The sequence below is a fragment of the Chromohalobacter sp. HP20-39 genome, from assembly GCF_033052815.1.
Taxonomy (GTDB): Bacteria; Pseudomonadota; Gammaproteobacteria; order Pseudomonadales; family Halomonadaceae; genus Chromohalobacter.
In genome coordinates this window covers 92,434-116,021 of the sequence record NZ_JAWHTP010000007.1, presented here as the reverse complement: position 1 = coordinate 116,021, position 23,588 = coordinate 92,434, and the positions used below count along the sequence as shown (strand labels likewise).

The 23,588-nt window shown below is 58.3% G+C and carries 21 protein-coding genes; 6 read left to right on the top strand and 15 right to left on the bottom strand.

Features of this window, described 5'->3' with window-relative positions; translation table 11 throughout:
- The first annotated feature begins 76 nt into the window (after positions 1 to 76).
- Both RVY79_RS13900 and RVY79_RS13895 read left to right on the top strand, forming a co-directional pair.
- Entirely contained in the window at positions 77 to 1,234 is a 1,158-nt protein-coding gene (locus RVY79_RS13900) for a glycosyltransferase family 1 protein (RefSeq protein WP_317464919.1), read from the top strand.
- Positions 1,206 to 1,772, top strand: a complete 567-nt coding sequence (locus RVY79_RS13895) for a phosphatase PAP2 family protein (RefSeq protein WP_317464916.1) — start codon at positions 1,206 to 1,208, stop codon at positions 1,770 to 1,772. The genes RVY79_RS13900 and RVY79_RS13895 overlap by 29 nt, the downstream gene beginning before the upstream one ends.
- A gap of 66 nt (positions 1,773 to 1,838) precedes the next feature.
- On the opposite strand, the gene gcvT is transcribed toward RVY79_RS13895, so the two are convergent.
- Both gcvT and RVY79_RS13885 read right to left on the bottom strand, forming a co-directional pair.
- Complete coding sequence (gene gcvT, locus RVY79_RS13890; protein WP_317464914.1) at positions 1,839 to 2,954, bottom strand: glycine cleavage system aminomethyltransferase GcvT; 1,116 nt, start codon at positions 2,952 to 2,954, stop codon at positions 1,839 to 1,841.
- 55 nt (positions 2,955 to 3,009) lie between these two features.
- Positions 3,010 to 4,395, bottom strand: a complete 1,386-nt coding sequence (locus tag RVY79_RS13885) for a sodium:alanine symporter family protein (protein ID WP_317464912.1) — start codon at positions 4,393 to 4,395, stop codon at positions 3,010 to 3,012.
- Positions 4,396 to 4,975: 580 nt separating this feature from the next.
- Between RVY79_RS13885 and gcvH the strand changes: the two genes are divergently transcribed.
- Positions 4,976 to 5,371 carry a glycine cleavage system protein GcvH gene (gene gcvH / locus RVY79_RS13880; RefSeq protein ID WP_317464910.1) on the top strand — a complete coding sequence of 132 codons (396 nt, stop codon included), beginning with the start codon at positions 4,976 to 4,978 and terminating at the stop codon, positions 5,369 to 5,371.
- A gap of 100 nt (positions 5,372 to 5,471) precedes the next feature.
- A complete protein-coding gene (gene gcvP / locus RVY79_RS13875) occupies positions 5,472 to 8,372 on the top strand; it encodes an aminomethyl-transferring glycine dehydrogenase (protein ID WP_317464908.1) in 2,901 nt (966 codons plus the stop codon).
- A gap of 116 nt (positions 8,373 to 8,488) precedes the next feature.
- Here gcvP and RVY79_RS13870 read toward each other — a convergent pair whose 3' ends face one another.
- Positions 8,489 to 9,412 (bottom strand): LysR family transcriptional regulator, encoded by a 924-nt coding sequence (locus RVY79_RS13870; protein WP_317464907.1) that lies wholly within the window; start codon positions 9,410 to 9,412, stop codon positions 8,489 to 8,491.
- A 302-nt stretch (positions 9,413 to 9,714) separates the two neighbouring features.
- Here RVY79_RS13870 and ppnN point away from each other — a divergent pair, with 302 nt between their 5' ends.
- Positions 9,715 to 11,079 (top strand): nucleotide 5'-monophosphate nucleosidase PpnN, encoded by a 1,365-nt coding sequence (gene ppnN, locus RVY79_RS13865; protein WP_317464905.1) that lies wholly within the window; start codon positions 9,715 to 9,717, stop codon positions 11,077 to 11,079.
- A 192-nt stretch (positions 11,080 to 11,271) separates the two neighbouring features.
- Positions 11,272 to 12,405 carry an alkene reductase gene (locus tag RVY79_RS13860; RefSeq protein WP_317464903.1) on the top strand — a complete coding sequence of 378 codons (1,134 nt, stop codon included), beginning with the start codon at positions 11,272 to 11,274 and terminating at the stop codon, positions 12,403 to 12,405.
- Between the two features lie 108 nt (positions 12,406 to 12,513).
- Here the strand turns inward: RVY79_RS13860 and RVY79_RS13855 are convergent, their stop codons facing one another.
- The 12 genes from RVY79_RS13855 to RVY79_RS13800 all read right to left on the bottom strand — a co-directional run bounded on the left by RVY79_RS13855 (position 12,514) and on the right by RVY79_RS13800 (position 23,530).
- The gene (locus tag RVY79_RS13855; RefSeq protein WP_317464902.1) at positions 12,514 to 12,891 is read right to left on the bottom strand and encodes a hypothetical protein; all 378 of its coding nucleotides are present in this window, start codon (positions 12,889 to 12,891) and stop codon (positions 12,514 to 12,516) included.
- Positions 12,891 to 13,352: a flavodoxin domain-containing protein gene (locus tag RVY79_RS13850; protein WP_317464901.1), complete on the bottom strand. Its 462-nt coding sequence runs from the start codon at positions 13,350 to 13,352 to the stop codon at positions 12,891 to 12,893. The genes RVY79_RS13855 and RVY79_RS13850 overlap by 1 nt, the downstream gene beginning before the upstream one ends.
- A gap of 164 nt (positions 13,353 to 13,516) precedes the next feature.
- Positions 13,517 to 13,825, bottom strand: coding sequence for an integration host factor subunit alpha (ihfA, locus tag RVY79_RS13845; protein ID WP_040243453.1), 309 nt, complete (start codon positions 13,823 to 13,825; stop codon positions 13,517 to 13,519).
- 28 nt (positions 13,826 to 13,853) lie between these two features.
- Positions 13,854 to 16,235 (bottom strand): phenylalanine--tRNA ligase subunit beta, encoded by a 2,382-nt coding sequence (pheT, locus tag RVY79_RS13840; protein ID WP_317464900.1) that lies wholly within the window; start codon positions 16,233 to 16,235, stop codon positions 13,854 to 13,856.
- A 26-nt stretch (positions 16,236 to 16,261) separates the two neighbouring features.
- On the bottom strand, positions 16,262 to 17,281 hold the full coding sequence (gene pheS, locus RVY79_RS13835; RefSeq protein WP_317464897.1) for a phenylalanine--tRNA ligase subunit alpha: 1,020 nt from the start codon (positions 17,279 to 17,281) through the stop codon (positions 16,262 to 16,264).
- 148 nt (positions 17,282 to 17,429) lie between these two features.
- Entirely contained in the window at positions 17,430 to 17,783 is a 354-nt protein-coding gene (gene rplT, locus RVY79_RS13830; protein ID WP_133694393.1) for a 50S ribosomal protein L20, read from the bottom strand.
- 52 nt (positions 17,784 to 17,835) lie between these two features.
- Positions 17,836 to 18,030, bottom strand: coding sequence for a 50S ribosomal protein L35 (gene rpmI / locus RVY79_RS13825; RefSeq protein ID WP_317464894.1), 195 nt, complete (start codon positions 18,028 to 18,030; stop codon positions 17,836 to 17,838).
- An 82-nt stretch (positions 18,031 to 18,112) separates the two neighbouring features.
- The gene (gene infC, locus RVY79_RS13820) at positions 18,113 to 18,652 is read right to left on the bottom strand and encodes a translation initiation factor IF-3 (protein WP_317464938.1); all 540 of its coding nucleotides are present in this window, start codon (positions 18,650 to 18,652) and stop codon (positions 18,113 to 18,115) included.
- Positions 18,653 to 18,689: 37 nt separating this feature from the next.
- A complete protein-coding gene (gene thrS, locus RVY79_RS13815; RefSeq protein WP_317464893.1) occupies positions 18,690 to 20,585 on the bottom strand; it encodes a threonine--tRNA ligase in 1,896 nt (631 codons plus the stop codon).
- A 161-nt stretch (positions 20,586 to 20,746) separates the two neighbouring features.
- Complete coding sequence (locus RVY79_RS13810; protein ID WP_317464892.1) at positions 20,747 to 21,628, bottom strand: OmpA family protein; 882 nt, start codon at positions 21,626 to 21,628, stop codon at positions 20,747 to 20,749.
- A gap of 261 nt (positions 21,629 to 21,889) precedes the next feature.
- The gene (locus RVY79_RS13805) at positions 21,890 to 23,041 is read right to left on the bottom strand and encodes an amidohydrolase (RefSeq protein ID WP_317464891.1); all 1,152 of its coding nucleotides are present in this window, start codon (positions 23,039 to 23,041) and stop codon (positions 21,890 to 21,892) included.
- Between the two features lie 21 nt (positions 23,042 to 23,062).
- Positions 23,063 to 23,530: a DUF2489 domain-containing protein gene (locus RVY79_RS13800; protein ID WP_317464889.1), complete on the bottom strand. Its 468-nt coding sequence runs from the start codon at positions 23,528 to 23,530 to the stop codon at positions 23,063 to 23,065.
- Between the last annotated feature and the right edge of the window lie 58 nt (positions 23,531 to 23,588).

Below are 23,588 nucleotides of genomic sequence, written 5' to 3'. Positions count from 1 at the left end.
CGTCACGATGGTGTCGCACAGCTGTCATCAGGATGCTTGAACCTGACAGCGTCTTGATATGCCACGGAGGTGCATCATGCGAGTCGCATTGGTCAGTGAAACCTGGGCACCCGAGATCAACGGTGTGGCACACACGTTGGGCCATCTGGCCCATCACCTCTCAGCGCGCAACGTCAACCTGCAACTGGTGCGCCCCCGCCCCCACCAAGACGGCCGAGAAGGACGTGCCGAACGTGATATGCAAGTTCGCGCTTTCTCCCTTCCAGGCTACGCCGATGTAAATGTCGGCTCGCCTGCCTGGCGTCGTTTATCACGCCTGTGGCGAGAGTCACGCCCCGATGTCGTTTACATTGCGACAGAAGGCCCGTTGGGCTGGGCTGCGCTGGCCACGGCGCGTCATTTATCGATTCCCGTCGTCGGCGGTTTCCACACCAATTTCGACCAGTACGCGGCGAACTATCACTTACGCTGGGCCAGCGGCATCGTTAGCGCCGGATTACGTTACTTTCACAACCGTTGCCAGATGACGCTCGTTCCGACCCGAGCCCAAGCCGAGCGCTTATATCAGCGTGGGTTCCAGCGTGTAAACGTATTGGGCCGCGGTATCGACGCTCAACGCTTTACCCCAGAACGACGCGACGTTCACCTCAGAACTCAATGGGGTGCCAATACCGACCGCCCGGTCGTACTCTATGCGGGTCGCCTGGCTGCCGAAAAGAACATGCCGCTCCTCGTGCGTGCGTTACGCGCGTTGCAGGAGGTACAGCCGACACTGCGTATCGTGCTGGTCGGTGATGGCCCCGAAAGGCAGCATCTGGAGAAAATGCTGCCCAACGCGATTTTCACCGGTTTTCTAAGTGGAGAAGACTTGGCACGCCACTACGCCAGCGCGGACATGTTCCTGTTCCCGTCTCATTCAGAGACCTACGGAAACGTGGTGCCCGAAGCCATGGCCAGCGGGCTTCCTGTGGTCGCTTTCGATCAAGCCGCCGCGAGCGAGTTGATCGCGGATGGACGCCAAGGACGCTTGATAGACGCGACCGACGATGACGGTTTTGTCCAGGCAGCCGTAGAGCTCTGCCTGAATTCGGACATGAGAAAACGCGCCGGCATCGCGGCCAGAGAAAAAGTCGCCGACCAGAGCTGGCATGTCATCGGCGAACGCTTCTTGACGTATTTGATCATGGCGACTCAGGAGAGCCCGCATGCGATCTCGTCCCCCGGTCACGTTTGAACGCCTGGACTCCCTCGAATGGCAGCTCTGTCAGCGCATCGCCCTGCTCAGCCAGCGGCGGTTGATATACGGCTTGTTCAAGTTTTGCAGCCGTATCGGCGACTGGCCGGCCTGGGTGGCCTTGGCCTTGATGCAGCCGATCATCTATGGACGGGAAGGCTGGCGCCTGACGCTAATGTGGGGGTTATGCGCTGCAGCTGGCGCCCTCTTCTACCGCTGGGTCAAGACGCGCCTCTGTCGTGAACGTCCCTATATAACGTTCTCGAGCATCCCATGCACCATGCCACCCTTGGACCGTTACAGCTTTCCCAGCGGGCATACTTTGCATGCCGTCATGTTCTGCACGTTTACTGCCGCGACATCGCCATGGTTGCTCATTGTGGTTCTTCCGCTCGCAGGGCTGATCGCCGCTTCGCGTGTCATCCTGGGCTTGCATTACCTCAGCGATGTCATCGCAGGCGCAATACTGGGGTTCGCCATCGCCCAAATGGGGCTTTGGGGGGCGACTTATGGGCAATGGCTCCCTGCTTTGGACTAGATGATTGTAAGAAAAAACCTCGAGTTTTACCCGAGGCTTTAAGATAACGGTATAAGAAGATGTCTTTTAACCACGGTAGTACTTGGCCTGCACGAACGGCATTCGCGACACCTGCATGGGCAGGCGCTTGCCACGAACATCGGCATACAATGTCGTTTCCAACGCCGCGAATTCGATATCGACATATCCCATGGCAACCGGCTTACCCAGGGTCGGCCCGAAACTTCCCGATGTCACGCAGCCCACATGACGATCCTCGGTGCTATAAAGCTGAGTGCCTTCGCGTACCGGCGCTCGCCCTTCGCCCAGCAGACCAACACGCTTTCGGGTGATCCGCTTGGTGTCGATCTGCGGCAGAATGACATCGGCCCCTGGAAAGCCTCCCTCACGATCGCCGCCGATACGTCGAGCCTTGCCCACGGCCCATATAAGGCTCGCCTCGGCAGGTGTCGTCTTTGTATCCAGGTCATGTCCATACAAACACAGCCCAGCTTCCAGACGCAGAGAGTCGCGCGCGCCCAGACCGATGGGCTCGACCTCCGGCTGATCGACCAGCCATTTGGCCAGATGCTCGGCAGCGTCCGTGGGCACCGAAATCTCGAAACCATCCTCGCCGGTATACCCACTGCGGCTAATCCATAGCGAAGTGCCCAATGCCTTGAATTGACCGTGATGCATGAACACCAAGTCGCAGGCGTCGGGACATAAACGGGACATGACATCTTTCGCTTGAGGCCCCTGCAACGCCAGCAAAGCCCGGTCGAGCACCTCCACCTGATGCTCCGCATCGAGCCCAGTGCGCAGATGCGTCACGTCCTGGTCCTTGCAGGCCGCGTTGACGACGACATATAAATCCTCGCCACGATTGACGATCATCAGGTCATCAAGGATACCGCCTTCATTGCCGGTAAATAGTGCATAGCGCTGCATTCCCGCAGGCAAATCGGCGATATCCGCCGGCACCAGCGTTTCAATCGCACGCGCCGGCGACGGCCCGGAGACAATGAGCTGGCCCATGTGCGATACGTCGAACAGGCCGCACGCATGGCGGGTATGCTCATGCTCCTTTTTGACGCCCAAGGCGTATTGCACCGGCATGCTGTACCCGGCAAAGGGCACCATTTTAGCACCGAGCGAGACATGCACGTCATACAGCGGCGTCTGATGAAGATCGTCGGACATCGTCGCTTCCTCGTCGTTATCCGTGAAGGGGCGACGGTTGCCGCCCCGCGATAGCTCAGCGTTTATCGTCCAGGTCTTCGCCAGGCAAAACCGTCTTGCCGGCAAAGTGATCACTGGTGAGCTTGAAGACCACCGGCGACAACAGGGCCAGCGCGACCAGGTTGGGGATCGCCATCATGGCATTGAAGACGCTGGCCATCAGCCAGACGAATTCCAGTGGCGCGACGGCTCCCGCAAGAATCGCCAGAATATACACCACCCGGTAGATCTTGATCGAAGCGACGCCGAACAGATACTCGAAGCACTTTTCGCCGTAGAAGGCCCAGCCCAGGATGGTGGTGAAGGCAAACACGGCCAGCGCGAAGGACACCACATACTGACCGACACCCGGGAGCGCGCCATCAAAGGCCATCGCGGTCAACGCCGCGCCGGTCTCACCGGATGTCCACTCGGTGCTGGTCAAGATCGCCAGCGCGGTGACCGAGCACACGATGATGGTATCGATGAACGTCCCCAGCATCGCCACCAGCCCCTGGCGCACAGGGTTCTTGGTCTGTGCCGCGGCATGGGCGATCGGCGCACTCCCCAGGCCTGCCTCGTTGGAAAAGACGCCCCGCGCCACACCAAATTGAATCGCCTTGGCCACGGCAGCCCCCGCAAAACCACCAGCAGCGGATATCGGCGTAAAGGCATGCCCGAAAATCAGCCCCAGCGCGGTACCAACGTGCTCAATATTGATAATCAGCACCAGCAAACCGCAGATGATATAAGCGATCGCCATGACCGGCACCAGCTTGCCCGCCACCTTGGCAATACGCTTGATCCCGCCGAGAATCACGGCGCCAGCCAGCAACATGATGATCACACCAGTCAACCAATGCGGCATGCCCAGTGATTCATTGAGGCCATCGGCAACCGAGTTGGACTGCACGGTATTACCAATCCCGAAGGCAGCAACAGCACCGAAAAACGCAAACAAACCACCTAGCCAGGCCCATTTCTTGCCCAACCCGTTGCGGATGTAATACATCGGCCCACCAACGTGATCGCCCGCCGCATCGACTTCACGATACCGAACCGCCAGCACCGCCTCGGAAAATTTGGTCGCCATGCCCACCAGTGCCGTGATCCACATCCAGAACACGGCCCCCGGTCCCCCCAGGAAGATGGCAGTGGCGACACCCGCGATATTACCGGTACCAACAGTGGCCGAAAGCGATGTCATCAGCGCATTGAAGGGAGAAATTTCCCCCTCATCCTCATCGCCCTTTTCGGCTTTGCGTCCTTTCCAGAGAAGGCCGAAGCCAGCTCCCAGCTTGCGAATGGGCAGCAACTTGAGCCCCAGTTGCAGATATACCCCCACCCCCAGCAGCAACATGAGCATCAAGGGGCCCCATACAACATCATTGATGGCGCTGAATACCGTATTGAGTGTTTCCACGAGATGTCCTCCCAGACATTTGTTGTTATACAGCGCAAGGTGTGCGCTATCGTCAACGGTGTTAATTCAACAAGATAACCGCCAAAACCCTCTCGACTTTAGCGGATCAGCTTGGCATTTCTCCATACCCATAAAGCAAAATAGCGCTTCAGGCGTTACAAACAGAAATCTCGTCGCTTACTCGTGCGACCATGCAGGCAAGACACGCGCACAACAAGTTTCTTATTAGAAACGCAGGCTAATTGCTGTCTCTCGGCTTGGCAACTGCAAGACAGTGTCTCTTTCCGCCCTCTGAGTAGCAGACTGGGCACCTGCCTGTTCGATGCGCGTGGAGAATCTCATGGCAAGCGAATTCATCGAAGCAGCGCGTCACGATTACGCGTTGGACCGGGCATGGGGCATGCTTATAGGCAGTATGGCTTTTTGCTGGACGCTCGTCGCTATCCTGTCCACCCTTAGTGAACGGTCGAGCCGAATGGCATGAAGAATTGCAAGATGACGATGCCAAGGGCGAATCAATGAGGCATAATGGCACTCATATTCCCCAAATCAGAAACTCTTTTCGTATAGGAAAATAACGATGAGTCACATCCCTGCGAATCTTCGCTATACCGACAGCCACGAATGGGTCCTCGACAACAACGACGGCACCGTCACGATCGGCATCACCGATCATGCCCAGGAATCCCTGGGAGACGTCGTCTTCGTCGAGCTACCCGACACGGGCCGGCAACTCGATGCCGGCGAAGAGTTCGGTGTCATCGAATCCGTCAAGGCCGCTTCCGACCTCTACCTACCGTTGAGCGGTGAAATCGTCGCCGTCAACGAATCACTCGAGGATTCTCCCGAGGCCATCAACGAACACCCTTATGAGGACGGCTGGATCATCAAGCTCAAGCTTGCCGAGCCCGACGCGCTCGATGCGCTGCTCGATGCCACAGCGTATGACGCACTCGTCAGCGCCGAGGAAGGCTGACGCACATCGCACTTGTCCTGTTCTGCCGGCGGCATCCTCGTTACGTGTCGCCGCTTCGTGTCGAATCGGGCTCGACCGCCCGCCACCGCTTGAGGGTTTCATGGCAAACGACAACCGCAGCCTGGCCGAATTGGCCAATCATGACGACTTCTTGACGCGCCATAATGGGCCTGACGAGGACGATGTCCAACACATGTTGGCGACATTGGACTTTCCCGATATCGAGTCACTGATAGCCAAGACGTTGCCTGGCGATATTCGCCTGGAACGTAACCTGTCTCTCGAAGAGCCCCGTGGTGAAGCAGAAGCGCTAACCTATCTCAAGCAGCTGGCACGCCAGAACAAGACCTTCAAGAACTACATCGGTCAAGGCTACTATCCCACGCATCTGCCGGCCGTCATCCAGCGTAACGTGCTGGAAAACCCTGGCTGGTACACGGCTTACACGCCCTATCAGCCGGAAATAGCCCAAGGGCGCCTGGAAGGCCTGCTGAACTTCCAGCAGGTGGTCATGGACTTGACCGGCATGCCGATCGCCAACGCGTCCCTGCTCGATGAGGCGACGGCTGCCGCCGAAGCCATGGCCCTATGCCGCCGCGCCAACAAGAAGGCCAAGACCGAGCGCTTCTTCGTGGCTGACGATGTGCTGCCCCAGACCCTTGATGTTCTGCGTACCCGCGCCGCCTATTTCGGTTTCGAGCTCATCGTCGCGCCCGCCGAGACCCTGGCTGATCACGATGTCTTCGGGGCATTGCTGCAATACCCGGGGGCCACCGGTGAAGTACGCGATATCACGGAGCAACTCGAAGCAGCCCGACAACGGCGCATCATGACCTGCGTCGCCACTGATCTGATGAGCCTGGTACTACTCAAGGAACCCGGTGCACTGGGCGCAGACATCGTCGTGGGCAGTTCCCAGCGTTTCGGCGTTCCCATGGGATATGGTGGTCCGCATGCGGCGTTTTTCGCCGCTAGCGACGCGCTCAAGCGCTCGCTCCCCGGACGCATCATCGGTGTTTCCAAGGACAGCCGTGGCCAACGCGCGCTGCGCATGGCCATGCAAACGCGCGAGCAGCATATCCGCCGCGAGAAAGCGACCTCCAATATCTGCACCGCTCAGGCATTGCTCGCCAATATCGCCGGCTTCTATGCGGTCTATCACGGCGCCGAGGGGCTGCGCACCATCGCTTCGCGGATCCATCGCCTGACGACCATTCTCGCCGAGGGGCTCAAGCGCCACGGCGTGACACTCGCCCACGACAGCTGGTTCGATACACTCACGCTGGCAGGGCTCGACCACGGCCAAGTACATGGCCGCAGCATGGCGCACGAAATCAACCTGCGTTACGACACCAATGGCCATATCGGCATCAGCCTCGACGAAACCACCACGGCGGCGGACGTCGCCACGCTATTCGACGTGTTGCTGGGAGACGAGCATGGGCTGTCGGTGCGCGAGCTCGACCGCCACGTTCACACGCAGAGCATGACCGGCATACCGGCTATTTGCGCACGGGAAAGCGACTTCCTCACCCACCCCACGTTCCGGCGTTACCGCAGCGAAACCGAGATGCTGCGTTACTTGAAGCGTCTCGAAAACAAGGATCTATCGCTTACCCACGCCATGATCCCCTTGGGCTCATGCACCATGAAGCTCAATGCCACCAGCGAGATGATCCCCATCAGTTGGCCGGAATTCGCCAATATCCATCCCTTCGCGCCGCAGGATCAGGTCGCCGGTTACAAGCAGATGATCGACGAGCTATCGGCGTTTCTCGTCGAGATCACTGGCTACGACACGATTTCCATGCAGCCTAATTCCGGCGCACAGGGTGAGTACGCAGGCCTGGTCGCCATACGGCGCTACCAGAAATCACAAGGCCAGGGCCATCGCGATATCTGCCTGATCCCGAGCTCGGCCCACGGCACCAATCCGGCCTCTGCCGCCATGGCGCAGATGAAAGTGGTGGTCGTCGAATGCGATAACGATGGCAACATCGACATCGGCGACCTGCGCACCAAGGCCGACAAGCACCGCGAAGCGCTATCGGCGATCATGCTCACCTATCCGTCGACGCACGGCGTGTTCGAGGAAAGCGTGAGCGAAGCCTGCCGCATCGTGCACGATAACGGCGGTCAGGTGTATATCGACGGGGCCAACATGAACGCCCAGGTCGGGCTTTGCCGCCCGGGTGATTTCGGTGGTGACGTATCGCACCTCAACCTGCACAAGACATTCTGCATTCCCCATGGCGGCGGCGGTCCCGGCATGGGCCCCATCGGTGTCAAGGCGCATCTAGCCGCGTTTGTGCCCAATCACGTCATCACCCCCCTGCCCGGTGTCGAGACGGATTCCGGCGCGGTCTCGGCGGCGGCCTACGGATCGGCGTCGATCCTGCCGATCTCCTGGGCCTATATCAAGATGATGGGCGGGCGCGGCATGAAACGCGCCACGGAACTGGCAATACTCAACGCCAACTACATCGCCAAGCGCCTCGAAGCACACTACCCGGTACTTTATAAAGGCCGCAACGGCACTGTCGCCCATGAATGCATTTTGGATGTCCGCTCGCTCAAAACGGCTTCCGGCATCAGCGAGGAAGATATTGCCAAGCGCTTGATGGATTACGGCTTCCACGCCCCGACGATGTCCTTCCCCGTCGCCGGGACCCTGATGGTCGAACCGACCGAATCGGAGTCGCGCTATGAAATCGATCGCTTCTGCGATGCCATGATCGCCATTCGCGACGAAATAAGACGCGTGGAAACCGGCGAGTGGCCCGCGGATAACAACCCGCTATCCATGGCGCCGCATACGCAGGCGGACTTGATGGCGGACGACTGGGATCGACCGTATTCGCGTGAACTGGGCGCCTTCCCCACCGACGCCACCAAGGCCGCGAAATACTGGCCGACGGTCAATCGCGTCGACAACGTCCATGGCGATCGCAACCTCATCTGCAGTTGCCCGCCCATCGAGGCGTATCGCGACGGCGACTGAGCGCGATTAGCGCCCAAGACACCACACGCGAAAACGGCCCCATCAAGACTTACCTTGATGGGGCCGTTTCAGTCTAGACAGTCACGCCAGTCGAGACTGTCACATCCGACGCACCCTCAGGCGTCTTCCTCGAGCGGTGGTGCCTCGGCATATCCATAGAGCACGTTGCGGCGCTGCAAGCGAAACTCACCGAGCAGCTGCTCGTAACGGCGTGGCATTTCGACGCCACGCTTGGTCACGACATACAGTGTCTCGTATACCGATTCCGTTACGGGCAGCTCCTTGACCTGACGCTGCCAAGGCGACGTCTCGAGTACAGTCCGGGGTATCACGGTAAAGCCCAGGCCACGCGCCACCGCATCCAGCACCATGCTGATCTCGTTGGAAAAGCCTTGTTGTGGAAAGTGGCTCATCGAGCGAAATTCCCCGGCAAAATTGCGTCGCAACAGCAAGCTCGCGTTGTTGATACCATCGGAATAGTTCATGAAACCCAGCGCCATGAGCTCACTGATCGTCGTGCCGGCGAAGTCCGCAGGTACGACCAGGCATAGCGGCTCCTGATGCCAAGGCTCGAAATTGAGGTCCGGATGTTTGCTGACATCGGTGACGATGCCCACGTCGAAGCGACCCGCCAGGACCGCATCGACGATCTCGCCATTGAAGGCGAAATCATAGGTGACCGTCAGCCCGGGGTGCATCTGCTGATAGCCCAGGATGAACGGGTAGAACATCAACCCCACGCTACCCGGCGATGCCACGCGACACTCCCCGGTGTCCGGCGAGTCATTGTCCAGCGAGTGCCGAAACTGTTCATGCTCGGCAAACAGCTTGACAGAATAATCATAGGCACGCCGGCCCGCCTCGGTCAGCGTGAAACGGCGCCCGTGCCGCTGCAGCAAGGACTTGTCTAGGTAGCGTTCCAGCTTACGTATGTGTTGACTGACTCCAGGCTGGGTCATTTCCAGCTTGCGCGCGGTATGCGTAAAGCTACCCGTTTCGACAAGCGTGATGAAGGTACGGAAATATTGCGCGTTGAACATGAAATGAGGGTCCACCGGCTGGCGTTTCGGGGCGGCTGCTTAGAGTGCCGAAGCCATGACACGATCGACGAAGATTAGCGTGGCAATAACCGTGGCTTCGGGGGTTTTAATAGCTACATCATAGCAAATTCTGCAACGCCTCACATCGCTGCGTGGCCGAAGATCGCGTGTTAGCATCGCAACATGAATCAGCATCTGGCCAGTGCGGCGGCCGGGCTTTGCGCAAGACGCGTCAATGGCCGATGCCCCGCCCATCTGCTGAGCTTTTCCTTCGGCCTTCGCGCCGCCACAAGGATGCGTCAATGCCCCAGAAACTTTCTACCATCATTTCTCCCGAAGGGAGCCTGGAAGTCCTCTCGCAGCAAGAGGTCAACCGCCTGCGCGACACCTCCGCCAACGGCCTGCACGATCTTTTGAGACGCTGCTCGCTGGCCGTGCTCAACTGCGGCAATCCTACCGATGACAGCCGCGCGCTCATGCAGGCGCATCATGATTTCGAGATCGAAGTCTTGCAACAAGATCGAGGCATTCGCCTCAAGCTCGACAACGCACCCCTCAGCGCATTCGTCGACGGGCAGATGATCCGCGGGATTCGCGAGCATCTTTCTGCCGTGCTGCGCGATATTGTCTATGTTCACAACGAAATCCAGCACACGCCCAAGTTCGATCTCCAGCGTGGAGAAGGTATCACCAATGCCGTTTTCCATATTCTGCGTAACGCCGGCACACTGAAATCCTCGCGCGAACCCAGCCTCGTGGTGTGCTGGGGGGGCCATTCCATCACTCGCGAGGAATACGATTACAGCAAGGATGTGGGCTACCACCTAGGACTGCGCGATCTCGACATCTGCACGGGATGCGGCCCCGGCGCCATGAAAGGCCCCATGAAGGGCGCCAACGTCGCGCACGCCAAGCAGCGTCGTCACAATGGCCGTTACCTGGGTATCTCCGAGCCTGGCATCATCGCCGCCGAATCGCCCAACCCCATCGTCAACGAACTGGTCATCATGCCCGACATCGAGAAACGTCTCGAGGCCTTCGTCCGAGCCGGGCATGGCATCGTGATTTTCCCCGGCGGTGTGGGAACTGCAGAGGAAATTCTCTATTTGCTGGGTATTCTGCTGCATCCGGACAACGCCGACGTCCCCTTCCCGATCGTCTTTACTGGTCCCCGCGACAGTGCCGACTACTTCAAGCGCATCGACGAGTTCCTGGCTTTCACGCTCGGAGAAAAGGCCCGTGAACGCTATCAGATCATCATCGACAATCCCGCCGAGGTTGGTCGTGCCATGCGCCGAGGCGTGGATGACGTAGCAGCGTTTCGACGTAGCCAGAACGACGCCTTCTATTTCAACTGGCGTCTCAACGTCGATGCCGGCTTTCAATTGCCTTTCGAGCCCACGCACGAAAGCATGGCCGAGCTCGCCCTGCATCGCGAACAACCGGTGCATGAACTCGCGGCCAATCTTCGCCGTGCGTTTTCAGGCATCGTCGCCGGCAACGTCAAGGAAGAAGGCATACGCGCCATCGAGGAACGTGGCCCCTTCCGCTTGCATGCCGAGCCGGATTTGATGGCACGTCTCGACGCATTACTGACCTCCTTCGTGGCCCAGGAACGGATGAAACTGCCGGGCAGTGAGTACGTCCCCTGTTATACGCTGGGCTGAAAATCGACGGACAACAAAAACCTTGCATTACTCAAGGTAACGTTCGGCGCTAGATAACCATTGCTTATGGGCTTGATCGTCTCATGCAATTGTTAAAATGCTAACAGTATTCTAGACTCTAGAGCGTACGCGAGCCCAACCTGTGGCTCGCGTTTTCTTTTATTTACCGCCTGCCTGCAAGGAGAGCGCTGCATGGCTTCACTTTTCGAACCTTTCGATCTCAATGGCACGCACCTGAACAATCGCATCGTGATGGCGCCCATGACGCGCTCACGCGCGCCCGAAGACATCCCAACCGAGATGGGCGCCCTCTATTATCGTCAGCGAGCCAGTGCCGGGCTGATCATCTCCGAAGGCACGCCCATTTCGCGCCAAGGCCAGGGTTATCTCTACAATCCAGGGATTTTTGGGCCCGACCAGTTGGCCGGGTGGGCCAAGGCCACCCGCGCCGTACACGAGCGCGGCGGGATCTTCTTCGCCCAGATCTGGCACGTGGGACGCGTTTCTCACACAACCGTACAGGTTGCCGGCGCGCCCCCTGTCGGCCCCAGTGAAAAGCAAGGCGGCATGGCTTTCGGCTATAACGACGACGGCCAGCCGGATATGCTCAAGGCCAGCCAGCCGCGTCGTCTCGAGACCCATGAAATACACGGTATCGTGCGTGACTTCGCACAAGCCGCCGTCAATTCCCGCGATGTCGGCTTCGATGGCGTCGAAATTCACGGTGCCAACGGCTACCTCTTCGAGCAGTTTCTCAACCCCGGCGTCAACGACCGCGACGACGAATACGGGGGTTCGCGTGAAAACCGCTGCCGCTTGCTGCTCGAGGTCGTCGATGAAGTCAGCAAGATGATCGGCGCACGACGCGTAGGGGTGCGTCTATCGCCGTTCGGCACACTGTTCGACATGCCGGAGTACGACGACAACGGCGAAACCTATCTCTACCTGGCACGTGAATTCAACAAACGCGGCCTTGCTTACGTGCACCTGCACGACCAGGGCGGGCAAGGCATGCCCCCGATGCCACGCGACTACCTACGCCAGTTCCGTGACATCTATCAAGGCAACTTGCTGCTTGCCGGCAACCTCGATCAGGCAGAAGCCGAAAAATTGGTAAATGAAGGCACCATCGACCTCCCGGTATTTGGTCGTTATTTCACATCGAACCCCGACCTGGTCGAGCGGATGCAAAACGGCTGGCCTTTGGCGGACTTCGATGCCAATACGTTCTATGGCGGCGATGCGCGTGGCTACGTGGATTTCCCTACCTATCCCGAGGAACAAGCACGCCTGGAGCGCGAAGAGATGATTCGCGAAAAATCCTGATAGGGAATAGAGCGTGCTATAGAGACGAAAACCCCCGATCCACAGGATCGGGGGTTTCGTGTTTAAACCGAGTGCGGCTAAAGATTCGGCATGGCAAGCAAAGAAGGCTCACTGACGAGCGCGCCAGCCTGTCGAGATAGCGTGAAGCAGCAAGCCCGCCGTGGCACCATGCGACAGCACGGTTGCCCATCCCACGCGGGTACTGGCCAGGCCATAATGCCAAATAGCCATGATCACACCACCAGCCACGAACGACATGACCAACCACTTGAGCCGTGTAGGCAACAACTCACGCTGCTTGACCGTCATGCGTCGCCAATAGGCGATGATGACGGCCGCCAAGCCCACCGCCACCATGGCCAGCAATCCACTGTGGGTGTCATAACCACCCAGTTGATAGCGCGGCCAAGAGCACAACGTCACGAGCAAAAGCCCGATCATGACGCTCAAGCGTGAAGCGGACGGTGACGCCGTAGTGTCGCTCATCACTTGGCCTGCAACCCTTGCTCGTCGATCCATGATTCGACCCAGGGAATGGCGGCATCATCGGCCATGAACGTCTCCATGGCGTCGATTTCCAAACGCTCACCTAAACGTTGGGCGCCAAGATCCTCCAGCAAGGCATCCAGCGCCCGGCCCGCACCGCAGAACGTCTCGCCATAGGAGCTATCTCCCAAGGCGATCAGCCCATAGCGACACTGATCCAGCGCAGGTGGCGATTCACGGAGATCACGCGCGAAGGGCACAAAATTGCCGGGGAAATCACCGCTACCGGTCGTGGAAACGCAGAATAAGGCGAGATCAGGCATGGGATCGAGATCGCCTAGGGTGGGTTGCTCAATGATCGCCACCTCATATCCCACTTGCTCGAAAAGTGGCGCCACTTGTTCGGCAACGTCCAGGGCGCCACCGTACATGGTGCCTACGAAAATTTTGATGCTTGGCATGCAGTTCAGTCGTCGATTTAACGGTAAAATGTGTGCGCCATGTTAGCACATGCATGACACGTCGTTAGCCTCTCGAAATGAAGATGAACAACACAATCCCGAGCACCCGCAAGTGCCCGAGATTACTCGAGATTGTATCATCGCATGGGCGAAATGCTGCAGCGTCAGTGAATGACGTCCGCGTCGTCGAAATCCTCGACCCGTGCCTTGAGCTTCTGTCCAGGGCGGAACGTCACCACACGGCGCGCCGAAATCGGAATTTCTTCGCCGGTCTTGGGATTACGTCCCGGACGTTCACGCTTGTCGCGCAAATCGAAGTTTCCGAACCCGGACAGTTTGACCTGCTCGTTTTCGCGTAGGCAGCTGCGAATTTCCTCGAAAAAGGCTTCGACCATCGACTTTGCTTCGCGCTTGGAAAAACCCAGCTCGGCATGCAGATGTTCGGCCAAATCCGCTTTGGTCAGCGCCCCCATGCTTTCATCCTCGTAACGGCTGATAGGATTAACTCCTCAGGACCGCCGCGAAGCGCGTTTTCGCCTCGCCGACGATGGCATCGACTAACTGATTGATTTCATCGTCATTCAGCGTGCGCGAAGGATGCTGCCAGGTCAAGCCCAAGGCAAGACTCTTGTGACCTTTTTCGATCCCCTCGCCTTGATAGACGTCGAAAAGACGCATATCGACCAGCCATTCCCCGGCCTGCTCGCGCATGACGTCCATCAAGGCCATGACCGGCACGTCGTCACTCACGACCAAGGCTAGATCGCGACGCACGTCCGGATGCCGCGACAGCGGTGCGAAGGCCGGCAGATCCCCTTGGGTCAGTGCGTCCAACTCCAGCTCGAAGACGAAAGCATTGGTCTTGATACCTAAGTTGGCACGAACACCGGGGTGCAAGGCGCCGACCCAGCCCACATGACGACCGTTACATACAATGCGGGCCGTCTGACCAGGATGAAGTCCCGGATGCTCGCCGGCATCGAAACGCCATGCATCAGGCTGCTGAGTCAACGCCATCAGGCTTTCCAGATCCCCCTTGAGATCGAAGAAGTCGACGCCCTCGCGAGAAGAAGACCATCCCTCTGGTTGTCTCGGCCCACACACGATGCCGCCGAGCATCGCCACCTGTTCGAGCTCATCCAACTCGCCACGGAACACGAGCCCTGTTTCGAACAGGCGGATACGTGCTTGCTGGCGATTGAGGTTGTGGCTCAACGCTTTGACCAGCCCAGGCAGCAAGCTGGCCCTCATGACCGACATATCGGCCGAGATGGGATTGGCCAGATACGGTGCCACCACACCGGGGGTCAGCGTCTCCTGAAGCTCGGGCGCGACGAAGCTATAGGTAATTGCTTCTTGATAACCTCGAGCCACCAAGTGTCGACGCAGACGTGCCAGTGGCTGACGCGCTTCGTTGGAGGCACTCAATTTCAGTCGCGCGGACGGACGTCGCACGGGGACTTGGTCGTAGCCATGGATACGCGCCAACTCCTCGATGAGATCTTCCTCCAACGAGATGTCGAAACGCCAACTGGGTATCGTCACCCGCCAACCGGAATCGATGACGTCGACGTGCATGCCCAGGCGCGACAGGATATCCACGACATCGTCACCGGCCATGACCAGGGCCAGGCATTGATCGAGACGCTCGCGACGCAAGATAACGTCATGACCCAGCGGCAAATGATCGGGGCTCATGACGTCGGTCACGGGACCCGGTTCCCCTCCGACGATATCCAGCAGCAGTTGCGTGGCCCGTTCGATGGCGACCTGCGCCAATTGTGGGTCGACGCCACGCTCGAAACGGTGCGAGGCATCGGTATGCAGGCCATAAGAACGCGCCTGCCCCGCCACTGCCAGTGGCGAAAAGAACGCCGACTCCAGGAAAATATCCTGTGTCGAGGCATTGACGCCGGAGGACTCGCCGCCCATGACACCGGCAATCGCCAGCGGTTGCTTTGCGTCGGCGATCACCAGCGTGCTCTCGTGCAGGGCAATTTCCTGGCCGTCGAGCAACGTCAAGCGTTCCCCGTCTTGCGCCTCGCGCACCACGATAGCGTCATTCAATTGCGCCAAGTCGAAGGCATGCATCGGCTGCCCGAGTTCGAGCATCACGTAGTTGGTGACATCGACAACCGGGTCGATGGCACGAACGCCGCTACGCCGCAGGCGCTCGGTCATCCACAGCGGCGTGGTCGCCGCAACATCGACGCCACGAATGATACGTCCCGCGTAACGCGGGCATTTCGCCGGTGACTCGACCCGTACGGGGAACGTCGCTTGATGCAATGCCGGGACGATGTTGGCATCCGGCTCCGTCACCGGCAGACGACTCAACACGCCTACTTCACGCGCCAGCCCCTTGAGGCTCAAGCAATCGCCACGATTGGGCGTCAAATCGACCTCGATGGCATGATCGTCCAGTGCCAGCCAATCGCGCAGGGACGCGCCTACGGGCGCCTCATCGGACAGCACCATGATGCCTGCCGAGGTACCGTCTTCCAGCTCAAGCTCGGAGGCCGAGCAAATCATGCCACGCGATTCCACACCGCGTAGCTTGGCTTTCTTGATCTTGAAATCGCCGGGCAGCGTTGCGTTCACCCTGGCGAAAGGCACTTTCTGCCCAACCGCCACATTGGGAGCACCACACACCACTTGAAGCGGCTCATCACCACCGTCATTGACCTGGCAGACATTCAGCTTGTCGGCACTGGGATGAGGCTCCTTGGCCACCACCTCGGCGACGACGACACCTTCGAAATCGCCCGCTACTGCTTCGATCGCATCGACTTCCAGCCCGGCCATCGTGATCTGGTCAGCAAGCGCCTGCGTCGTGAGCTCGGGCGACACCCAATCGCGCAGCCATGTTTCGGAAAATCTCATGTTTCTTCCTGTGTCCTAGTCGCTGATCAGCCGAACTGGCGCAAGAAGCGCAAGTCGTTCTCGAAAAACAGCCGCAGGTCGTTGACACCATACCGCAGCATGGTCAAGCGTTCGGCCCCCATGCCGAAGGCAAACCCAGTGTAACGTTCGGTATCGATGCCCGAATGCCGAAAAACTTCGGGATGAACCATGCCGCACCCCATCACTTCCAGCCAGCCGCTATGGGAACACACACGGCAACCCTCACCACCGCACATCACGCATTGGATATCGACCTCGGCGGAGGGCTCGGTAAACGGAAAATAGGACGGCCGAAAGCGAACGGAGAGCGTTTCGCGCTCGAAGAATGCCTTGAGGAAGTCCTCGATGGTGCCCTTGAGATCGGCGAAACTGACGCCTTCGTCTACCAGCAGGCCTTCCACCTGATGAAACATCGGCGTATGCGTGAGATCCGAGTCGCTACGATACACACGCCCCGGGCAGACGATGCGAATCGGCGGCGCTTGCTCCTTCATGGTACGCACCTGAACCGGTGACGTGTGCGTACGCAACAATCGCGAAGCATCGAAATAGAAGGTGTCGGCCATCCCGCGCGCTGGATGATGTGCAGGAATATTGAGCGCTTCGAAATTATGGTAATCGTCTTCGATTTCGGGCCCCACGGCCACATCGAAACCGATATGCGCGAACAACGACTCGATACGTTCAAGCGTGCGCGTCACAGGATGCAAACCGCCTGTCGGCTCGCCACGGCCAGGCAAGGTCACGTCGATGCGTTCCCGTGCCAGACGCGCCTCGAGTTCGGCATTCTGCAGCGTTTGCTTGCGCGCCTCGAGCTCATCCGCCAATACCTGCTTGGCCTCGTTGATCTGCTCCCCCGCCTTGGGGCGTTCCTCAGGCGGGAGTTGGCCAAGGCTTTTGAGAAGCGCGGTAATCTCGCCCTTCTTGCCCAGAAAGCGCACTCGAACCTCGTCGAGCGCCTGGATATCCTGCGCGCTCTCGATGGCTGCGCGAGCCTCGGCGACCAGTTGTGGGAGATGGTCCATCCGTCTAGCTCCGATGCTAAGTGCCCATGATAGGCCATCGCATATGAAGTGATGACCCAGACAAAAAAACAGGGGAAGAGCGGCTGCTCTCCCCCTGCGGCTTCATGCGCATGATGAGACACTCATAAAAGAACGTCTCACCCGGCCATTACTGAGCAGCCTTGGCCTTGTCGACGATCGCGGCAAAGGCAGCCTTTTCATGGACAGCGAGATCGGCCAGCACCTTGCGGTCGATCTCGATGCCGGACTTCTTCAGACCGGCGATGAAGCGGCTATAGGACAGACCGTTGGCACGAGATGCCGCGTTGATACGCGCGATCCACAGCGCACGGAACTGACGCTTGCGCTGACGACGGTCACGATAGGCGTACTGACCTGCCTTGATGACCGCCTGCTTGGCAACGCGAAATACGCGAGAGCGCGCGCCGTAATAGCCTTTGGCCTGCTTCAGAATCTTCTTGTGCCGACGACGAGCGACGACACCACGCTTGACACGAGTCATGACTTACTCCTGACGTTTAAAATCGACAACCTGTACTTTTGAATACAAGTACTTAGAGGTTCGGCAGCATGCGTTGGATCAGTGGCTTGTCGGCATCGTGAATCTGCTTCATGCCGCGCAACTGACGCTTACGCTTGGTCGACTTCTTGGTCAGGATATGACTGCGGAAAGACTGCTTGTGCTTGAAGCCATGAGCCGTCTTCTTGAAGCGCTTCGCAGCGCCACTGTTACTCTTGATTTTAGGCATGAGGGAAAACTCCACTCGGTTTCTTCAGAAAACCCGGGGCCGGCAATCGGCGATACCGATTGCCCGTTCAACCGCCAACGGATCACTTCTTTTTGGGCGCCAAGATCATGATCATCTGACGTCCTTCCATCTTGGGGAAGGACTCGACAGACGCCATGTCTTCGAGGTCAGCCGCGATCCGTTCCATCAGCTTGCGGCCGATATCCTGGTGCGCCATCTCACGACCTCGAAAACGCAGCGTGACCTTACCCTTGTCGCCCGCTTCGAGGAAACGAATCAGGTTCTTCAACTTCACCTGATAATCGCCCTCGTCAGTACCCGGCCGGAATTTAACTTCCTTGACCTGGATCTGCTTGGTCTTCTTCTTCTGAGCAGCTTTCTGCTTTTTCTGCTCGAAGAGGAATTTGCCGTAATCCATGATTTTGCAAACGATCGGATCGGCATTGGAAATCTGCACGAGGTCCATACCCTCAGCTTCGGCACGCTCCAAGGCATCGCTGGTCGGCACGATGCCCAGCTGTTCACCGTCACTGGCGATCAAGCGCACTTGATCTTCGGTAATCCGCTCGTTCATTGGTGGGCGCTTTTCCTGTGGGCGCCCTCTGGGGTTGCTTCTCTTGATGGTTCCGTCTCCACTTTTGCCTTGGAAGATGTCGCTACTACCGCTCGGCCTGCACCTTGTCGATGAAAGCGTCCACCGTCACACTGCCTAGGTCTTCGCCGCCGCGCGTCCGCACGGCTACCGAGTCGGCTTCGACTTCCTTATCTCCAACCACAAGGAGATAGGGCACCTTTTGCAACGTATGTTCGCGAATTTTAAAGCCGATCTTCTCATTCCTCAAGTCTGACTTGACACGCAAACCGAGTTTCTGCAAACGCTGCGACACCGACTCGGCGTAATCGCGCTGGGCATCCGTGATATTCAAGACCACTATTTGTAGCGGCGCTAGCCACAACGGCATAGCGCCCGCATAGTGCTCGATGAGGATACCGATAAAACGCTCCATGGAGCCCACAATGGCACGATGCAGCATGACTGGCGCCTGACGGGAGCCGTCTTCGGCTACGTATTGCGCTCCCAGGCGGGTTGGCATCATGAAATCGACCTGCATTGTACCGACCTGCCACTCACGGCCCAGGCAATCACGCATATGATATTCGATCTTGGGCCCGTAGAAGGCACCTTCACCGGGTAGCTCTTCCCACTGCACGTCACAGCGGCCCAGCGCGTTACGCAACGCTTCTTCGGCCCGGTCCCAATTTTCGTCGCTCCCTAACCGCTTCTCGGGACGTAATGCGATCTTGACGGCGATATCATCGAAACCAAAGTCGCCATAAACTGCCAATGCCTGGCGATGAAACGCCGTCACCTCCGCTTCGACCTGCTCCTCGGTGCAGAACACATGGCCGTCGTCCTGAGTGAAGGCACGGACACGCATAATGCCATGCAAGGCGCCCGAAGGCTCATTGCGGTGGCAGCCACCGAATTCGCCATAGCGAACAGGTAGCTCGCGATAGCTGCGCAGACCGGAATTGAAGACTTGCACATGCCCAGGGCAGTTCATCGGTTTGAGCGCATACTCGCGCTTTTCCGATTCAGTGAAGAACATGTTTTCGGCGTAATTGTCCCAATGGCCGGACTTCTGCCAAAGCGAGACATCCATGATCTGCGGGCAGCGGATTTCCTGATACCCACTGTCCTTGTAGACATTGCGCATATATTGCTCGACGGTCTGCCAGAGCGTCCAGCCGCGCGGATGCCAGAATACCATGCCCGGCGCTTCTTCTTGCATGTGAAAGAAGTCGAGCTTGCGGGCCAACTTGCGATGATCGCGCTTCTCGGCCTCTTCCAAACGCTGGATGTAGGTCTTCAGCGCCTTCTTATCCGGCCACGCCGTGCCATAAATGCGCGTCAACATCGGCTTGGTGGCATCACCCCGCCAATAGGCGCCCGCCAACTTGGTAAGCTTGAAGGCTTTCAGATGCCGTGTATTCGGCACGTGAGGGCCACGGCACATATCGATGTATTCTTCATGGTGATAAAGACGAACGATCTCACCATCGGCGATACCTTCGACGATTTCCTGCTTGTACGGCTCATCACGTTCAACGAAGGTCGCTAGAGCCTGTTCTTTCGTCACGTACTCACGAACGACATCGTATTCACGCTCGATCAGCGCCTTCATGCGCTTCTCGAGCGTCTCGAGATCATCCGGCGATACCGACTGACCGAAGTCGATATCGTAATAGAAGCCATCGTCCACGACCGGCCCAATCGCCATTTTGGCGTCGGGATACAGCTGTTTAACGGCATGCCCCAGGAGGTGGGCGCATGAATGACGAATGATCTCCAAGCCTTCATTATCGCGTGCCGTCAGGATACTGACCTCGGCGTCACGCTCGATCAGGTCGGCGGCATCGACGGCAACGCCATCTATCTTCCCCGCCACACAGGCCTTGGCAAGCCCTGTGCCGATAGATTCGGCGAGCTGCATAACGGTGACGGGTGACTCGAAGGTTTTCTGACTGCCATCAGGCAGGGTCACGATGGGCATGCAAGGTCCCTTATACTCAGTGGTGGCCCATACCAGGGACCACATGAAACGATGAATTGCGCACACTAGCAAGCCTGCGAAATGCCGTCCAGTCGTGCCTAACGTACAAACAAGAAGGGCGCCCGAAGGCGCCCCTTTTCTTCAATCATGAAGAGCGGTCGTTATTCTTGCTCGCCCAACTCGACACGACGGTTCTTGGCTCGACCAGCAGGGGTCTCGTTAGTGGCGATCGGATTCTGCTCACCATATCCCATGGTAGTGATGTTGTTACGCTCCACCCCATGAGCTACCAAGAAGTCCTTGACGGAGTCTGCACGACGCTGTGAGAGATCCTTGTTATAGGAAGCACTGCCGATGGAATCGGTATAGCCTTCCAGACGGACATCGACAGTCTCGTTGGCAGACAGCTTCTCAGCAACATCCATCAAGACGGCTTCTGCTTGGCTGGTCAATTTGGCAGAGTCGAACTCGAAGTTCACATTCTCTAGCACCAAATCTGCCGCACAACCTAGCGCGTTGACCTCTTGGCCTGCCGGTGTATCAGGGCACTGATCCTGATAGTTCGGAACGCCGTCACCATCACTGTCAAGCGGGCAGCCGCGAGCGTTTACATCGACGCCAGCCGGTGTTCCCGGGCACTCGTCTTTGTAGTCCGCAACCCCATCGCCATCGCTATCAAGCGGGCAACCCTGGGCATCTACCGCAACGCCAGCCGGCGTGTTCGGGCACTGATCGCGAGTATCTGGAACGCCATCGCCATCGCTGTCCACTACCTTGTCGGAATAATCAGCGCAAAGCATGGCACCAGCCGTCGCACCGCCGACGCCACCGAGTGCAGCGCCGGTATCTTCGTCCGAGTCACTGCTCGAAGCATACCCAATGCCGCCGCCGATCAAACCACCCGCCAAGCCACACACGAAGGGTGAGTTATACCATGCTTGATCATCGGAATTGGACATGGACTGAGTGCCCGAGGTGGCGCAGCCTGAAAGGCCGACAGCCAACGCGGAACCGAGCAGCAAGCCAGTCGTAGATTTTTTCATATGTAAGACTCCTTCTTAACACAGCGCTAGTCGTAACGGGACGTTACCCAGCGGGGTCCGAGTATAGAAGCGGTTCCCGATGGGAGGAAGGTTTTTCGCCCTTCTCTCATCAAAAAGAAAGCACAAAGACTTGCGTTCAGCCAGTGCTTTACCACCCACCAGCGCTTCTACTAATGAATGCCCCTTCATCATTATGCATTATCGGCATTGATGCAAACCCAAATGATGGCCGCCTGCTTGCGCCTAAACCTTGTACAACTATTACTCGTTTCCTTGATAGCGCCTGACCAGGCGCTCGAACAAATCGATGCCCAGTATCAGCAGAGTATCCGGGAAATCATAGCCAGGGTGATGCAAGGGATGACATTGCTCGCCGCTGCCCAGAGTGAGCATGGCACCCTCGCCTTGCGCAGCAAGCCATCCGAAGTCTTCCGACCAGCGATGTGCTGAAGTTAATTCACGTAGTGGTAATGACAAGGCTTTCGCCTCTTCGCGAATTGCCTCGACAGCATGCGGGTGATTTTGGGTCGCCTGAAAGACATCGCACCAATCGATTTCGATGCCCAAGTCATCCTCTTCGGCTTCGATCCGTGCCAACGCGACGGCCGCTTCCGCCAAGGCACGCATCATCGCATCGTTTTCGGTGCGCAAGGTGGCCATCACCTCGGCCTGCCCGGGCGATGTGCCGAACGCAACCTCGCCGAGGCGCGCATGGATCAGCGTCACCATGACCAGTCCTTGATCGTCCGGCAATTGCTGAGGCAGACGCTTCAGTCCCTGCAAGATTCGACACATTGCCAAAGCCGGATTGCGCCCCTGCTCGGGATGTGCCGCATGGGTGCACAGTCCATTGAGACGCACGATCAACCCTCGCGAGGCGCACGTGAACGCCCCAGGGCGAACCGATACCTCACCCAGTGGCTCGCCGGGTAAATTATGCAACGCAAAGACATGATCGGGCGCGATTTCCTCGAAACGTGATGACTCGACGACGCCCCTCGCGCCTCGCCCCGTCTCTTCTGATGGCTGGAAAAGCAGTACCGTTTCGCCACGCGCTGGCGGATTTTTCGATAAACGCTGTGCAAGCCCAAGCACTGTCGCCATATGACCATCATGGCCGCAACTATGCGCCACGTGCTCGCACCTGGACCGCCACGCCACATCAGCGGTTTCATCGATGGGCAAAGCATCGAGCTCGGCACGAAACATCACCCGCGGGCCGGGGCGCTCAGCGGCAAAAATACCCGCCACACCATATCCGCCCAAGCCTCTAATGATGCGCGTCGCCCCTGCTTCCTCGAGCCATTCGGCGATGCGCTGCGATGTAGCATATTCTTGTCCCGACAACTCCGGCTCAGCATGCAAGCAGCGGCGAATTTCCGTGGGATCAAGCGACATAAACCGATTATCCATGCCTTTCTCCAGCGTCATGGTTCACTGCAAGCCTTTTGGCCATTCGCGCTTGAACACCAGGACTTGGCGCGCCGCCTCATGGAGCGCCGTATAGCGCTCTTCTTGAAGCTCGATGCGCTCGCGATCCTCCGCAAAGCGCTGTTTGGCCGACAAGTCCTGGCGCGACGAATGCGTGTGCAGATGCTCCGTGCGCCGATAAACCTCGGCAAAAACCTTGAAATCCTCTCGGTCGAGCAGCGCAGGATCGATAATATCGAGCAATACTTTGCAGCGAAGCGCCCCTTCCACGAGATCGACTTGATCGCCCAGCATGGCCGTCGTGATCGCCTCAAGGCTCTCAAGACAATTGCGGTGGGCACGCGCGAGCTCCTCACGCCGTGCTGCCTCACGACGCTGCACTTCTCGCCATAACCGCCATGCATACCCCACCAAACCAGCGACGACCAGCACCGCCAACACTACCAAGCTCCAGCCCATCACTACGGACATGGTCGCACCTCAATCGAATACATTTAGTTAATCGGCAACGAGCGCGGACATTACCGAG

Bases quoted from the DNA above. Each gene is read 5' to 3' on its own strand.
- RVY79_RS13900 (WP_317464919.1), top strand. From the start codon at position 77: ATGCGAGTCGCATTGGTCAGTGAAACCTGGGCACCCGAGATCAACGGT.
- RVY79_RS13895 (WP_317464916.1), top strand. From the start codon at position 1,206: ATGCGATCTCGTCCCCCGGTCACGTTTGAACGCCTGGACTCCCTCGAA.
- gcvT (WP_317464914.1), bottom strand. From the start codon at position 2,954: ATGTCCGACGATCTTCATCAGACGCCGCTGTATGACGTGCATGTCTCG.
- gcvH (WP_317464910.1), top strand. From the start codon at position 4,976: ATGAGTCACATCCCTGCGAATCTTCGCTATACCGACAGCCACGAATGG.
- gcvP (WP_317464908.1), top strand. From the start codon at position 5,472: ATGGCAAACGACAACCGCAGCCTGGCCGAATTGGCCAATCATGACGAC.
- RVY79_RS13870 (WP_317464907.1), bottom strand. From the start codon at position 9,412: ATGTTCAACGCGCAATATTTCCGTACCTTCATCACGCTTGTCGAAACG.
- ppnN (WP_317464905.1), top strand. From the start codon at position 9,715: ATGCCCCAGAAACTTTCTACCATCATTTCTCCCGAAGGGAGCCTGGAA.
- RVY79_RS13860 (WP_317464903.1), top strand. From the start codon at position 11,272: ATGGCTTCACTTTTCGAACCTTTCGATCTCAATGGCACGCACCTGAAC.
- RVY79_RS13855 (WP_317464902.1), bottom strand. From the start codon at position 12,891: ATGAGCGACACTACGGCGTCACCGTCCGCTTCACGCTTGAGCGTCATG.
- RVY79_RS13850 (WP_317464901.1), bottom strand. From the start codon at position 13,352: ATGCCAAGCATCAAAATTTTCGTAGGCACCATGTACGGTGGCGCCCTG.
- ihfA (WP_040243453.1), bottom strand. From the start codon at position 13,825: ATGGGGGCGCTGACCAAAGCGGATTTGGCCGAACATCTGCATGCCGAG.
- pheT (WP_317464900.1), bottom strand. From the start codon at position 16,235: ATGAGATTTTCCGAAACATGGCTGCGCGATTGGGTGTCGCCCGAGCTC.
- pheS (WP_317464897.1), bottom strand. From the start codon at position 17,281: ATGGACCATCTCCCACAACTGGTCGCCGAGGCTCGCGCAGCCATCGAG.
- rplT (WP_133694393.1), bottom strand. From the start codon at position 17,783: ATGACTCGTGTCAAGCGTGGTGTCGTCGCTCGTCGTCGGCACAAGAAG.
- rpmI (WP_317464894.1), bottom strand. From the start codon at position 18,030: ATGCCTAAAATCAAGAGTAACAGTGGCGCTGCGAAGCGCTTCAAGAAG.
- thrS (WP_317464893.1), bottom strand. From the start codon at position 20,585: ATGCCCATCGTGACCCTGCCTGATGGCAGTCAGAAAACCTTCGAGTCA.
- RVY79_RS13810 (WP_317464892.1), bottom strand. From the start codon at position 21,628: ATGAAAAAATCTACGACTGGCTTGCTGCTCGGTTCCGCGTTGGCTGTC.
- RVY79_RS13805 (WP_317464891.1), bottom strand. From the start codon at position 23,041: ATGGATAATCGGTTTATGTCGCTTGATCCCACGGAAATTCGCCGCTGC.
- RVY79_RS13800 (WP_317464889.1), bottom strand. From the start codon at position 23,530: ATGTCCGTAGTGATGGGCTGGAGCTTGGTAGTGTTGGCGGTGCTGGTC.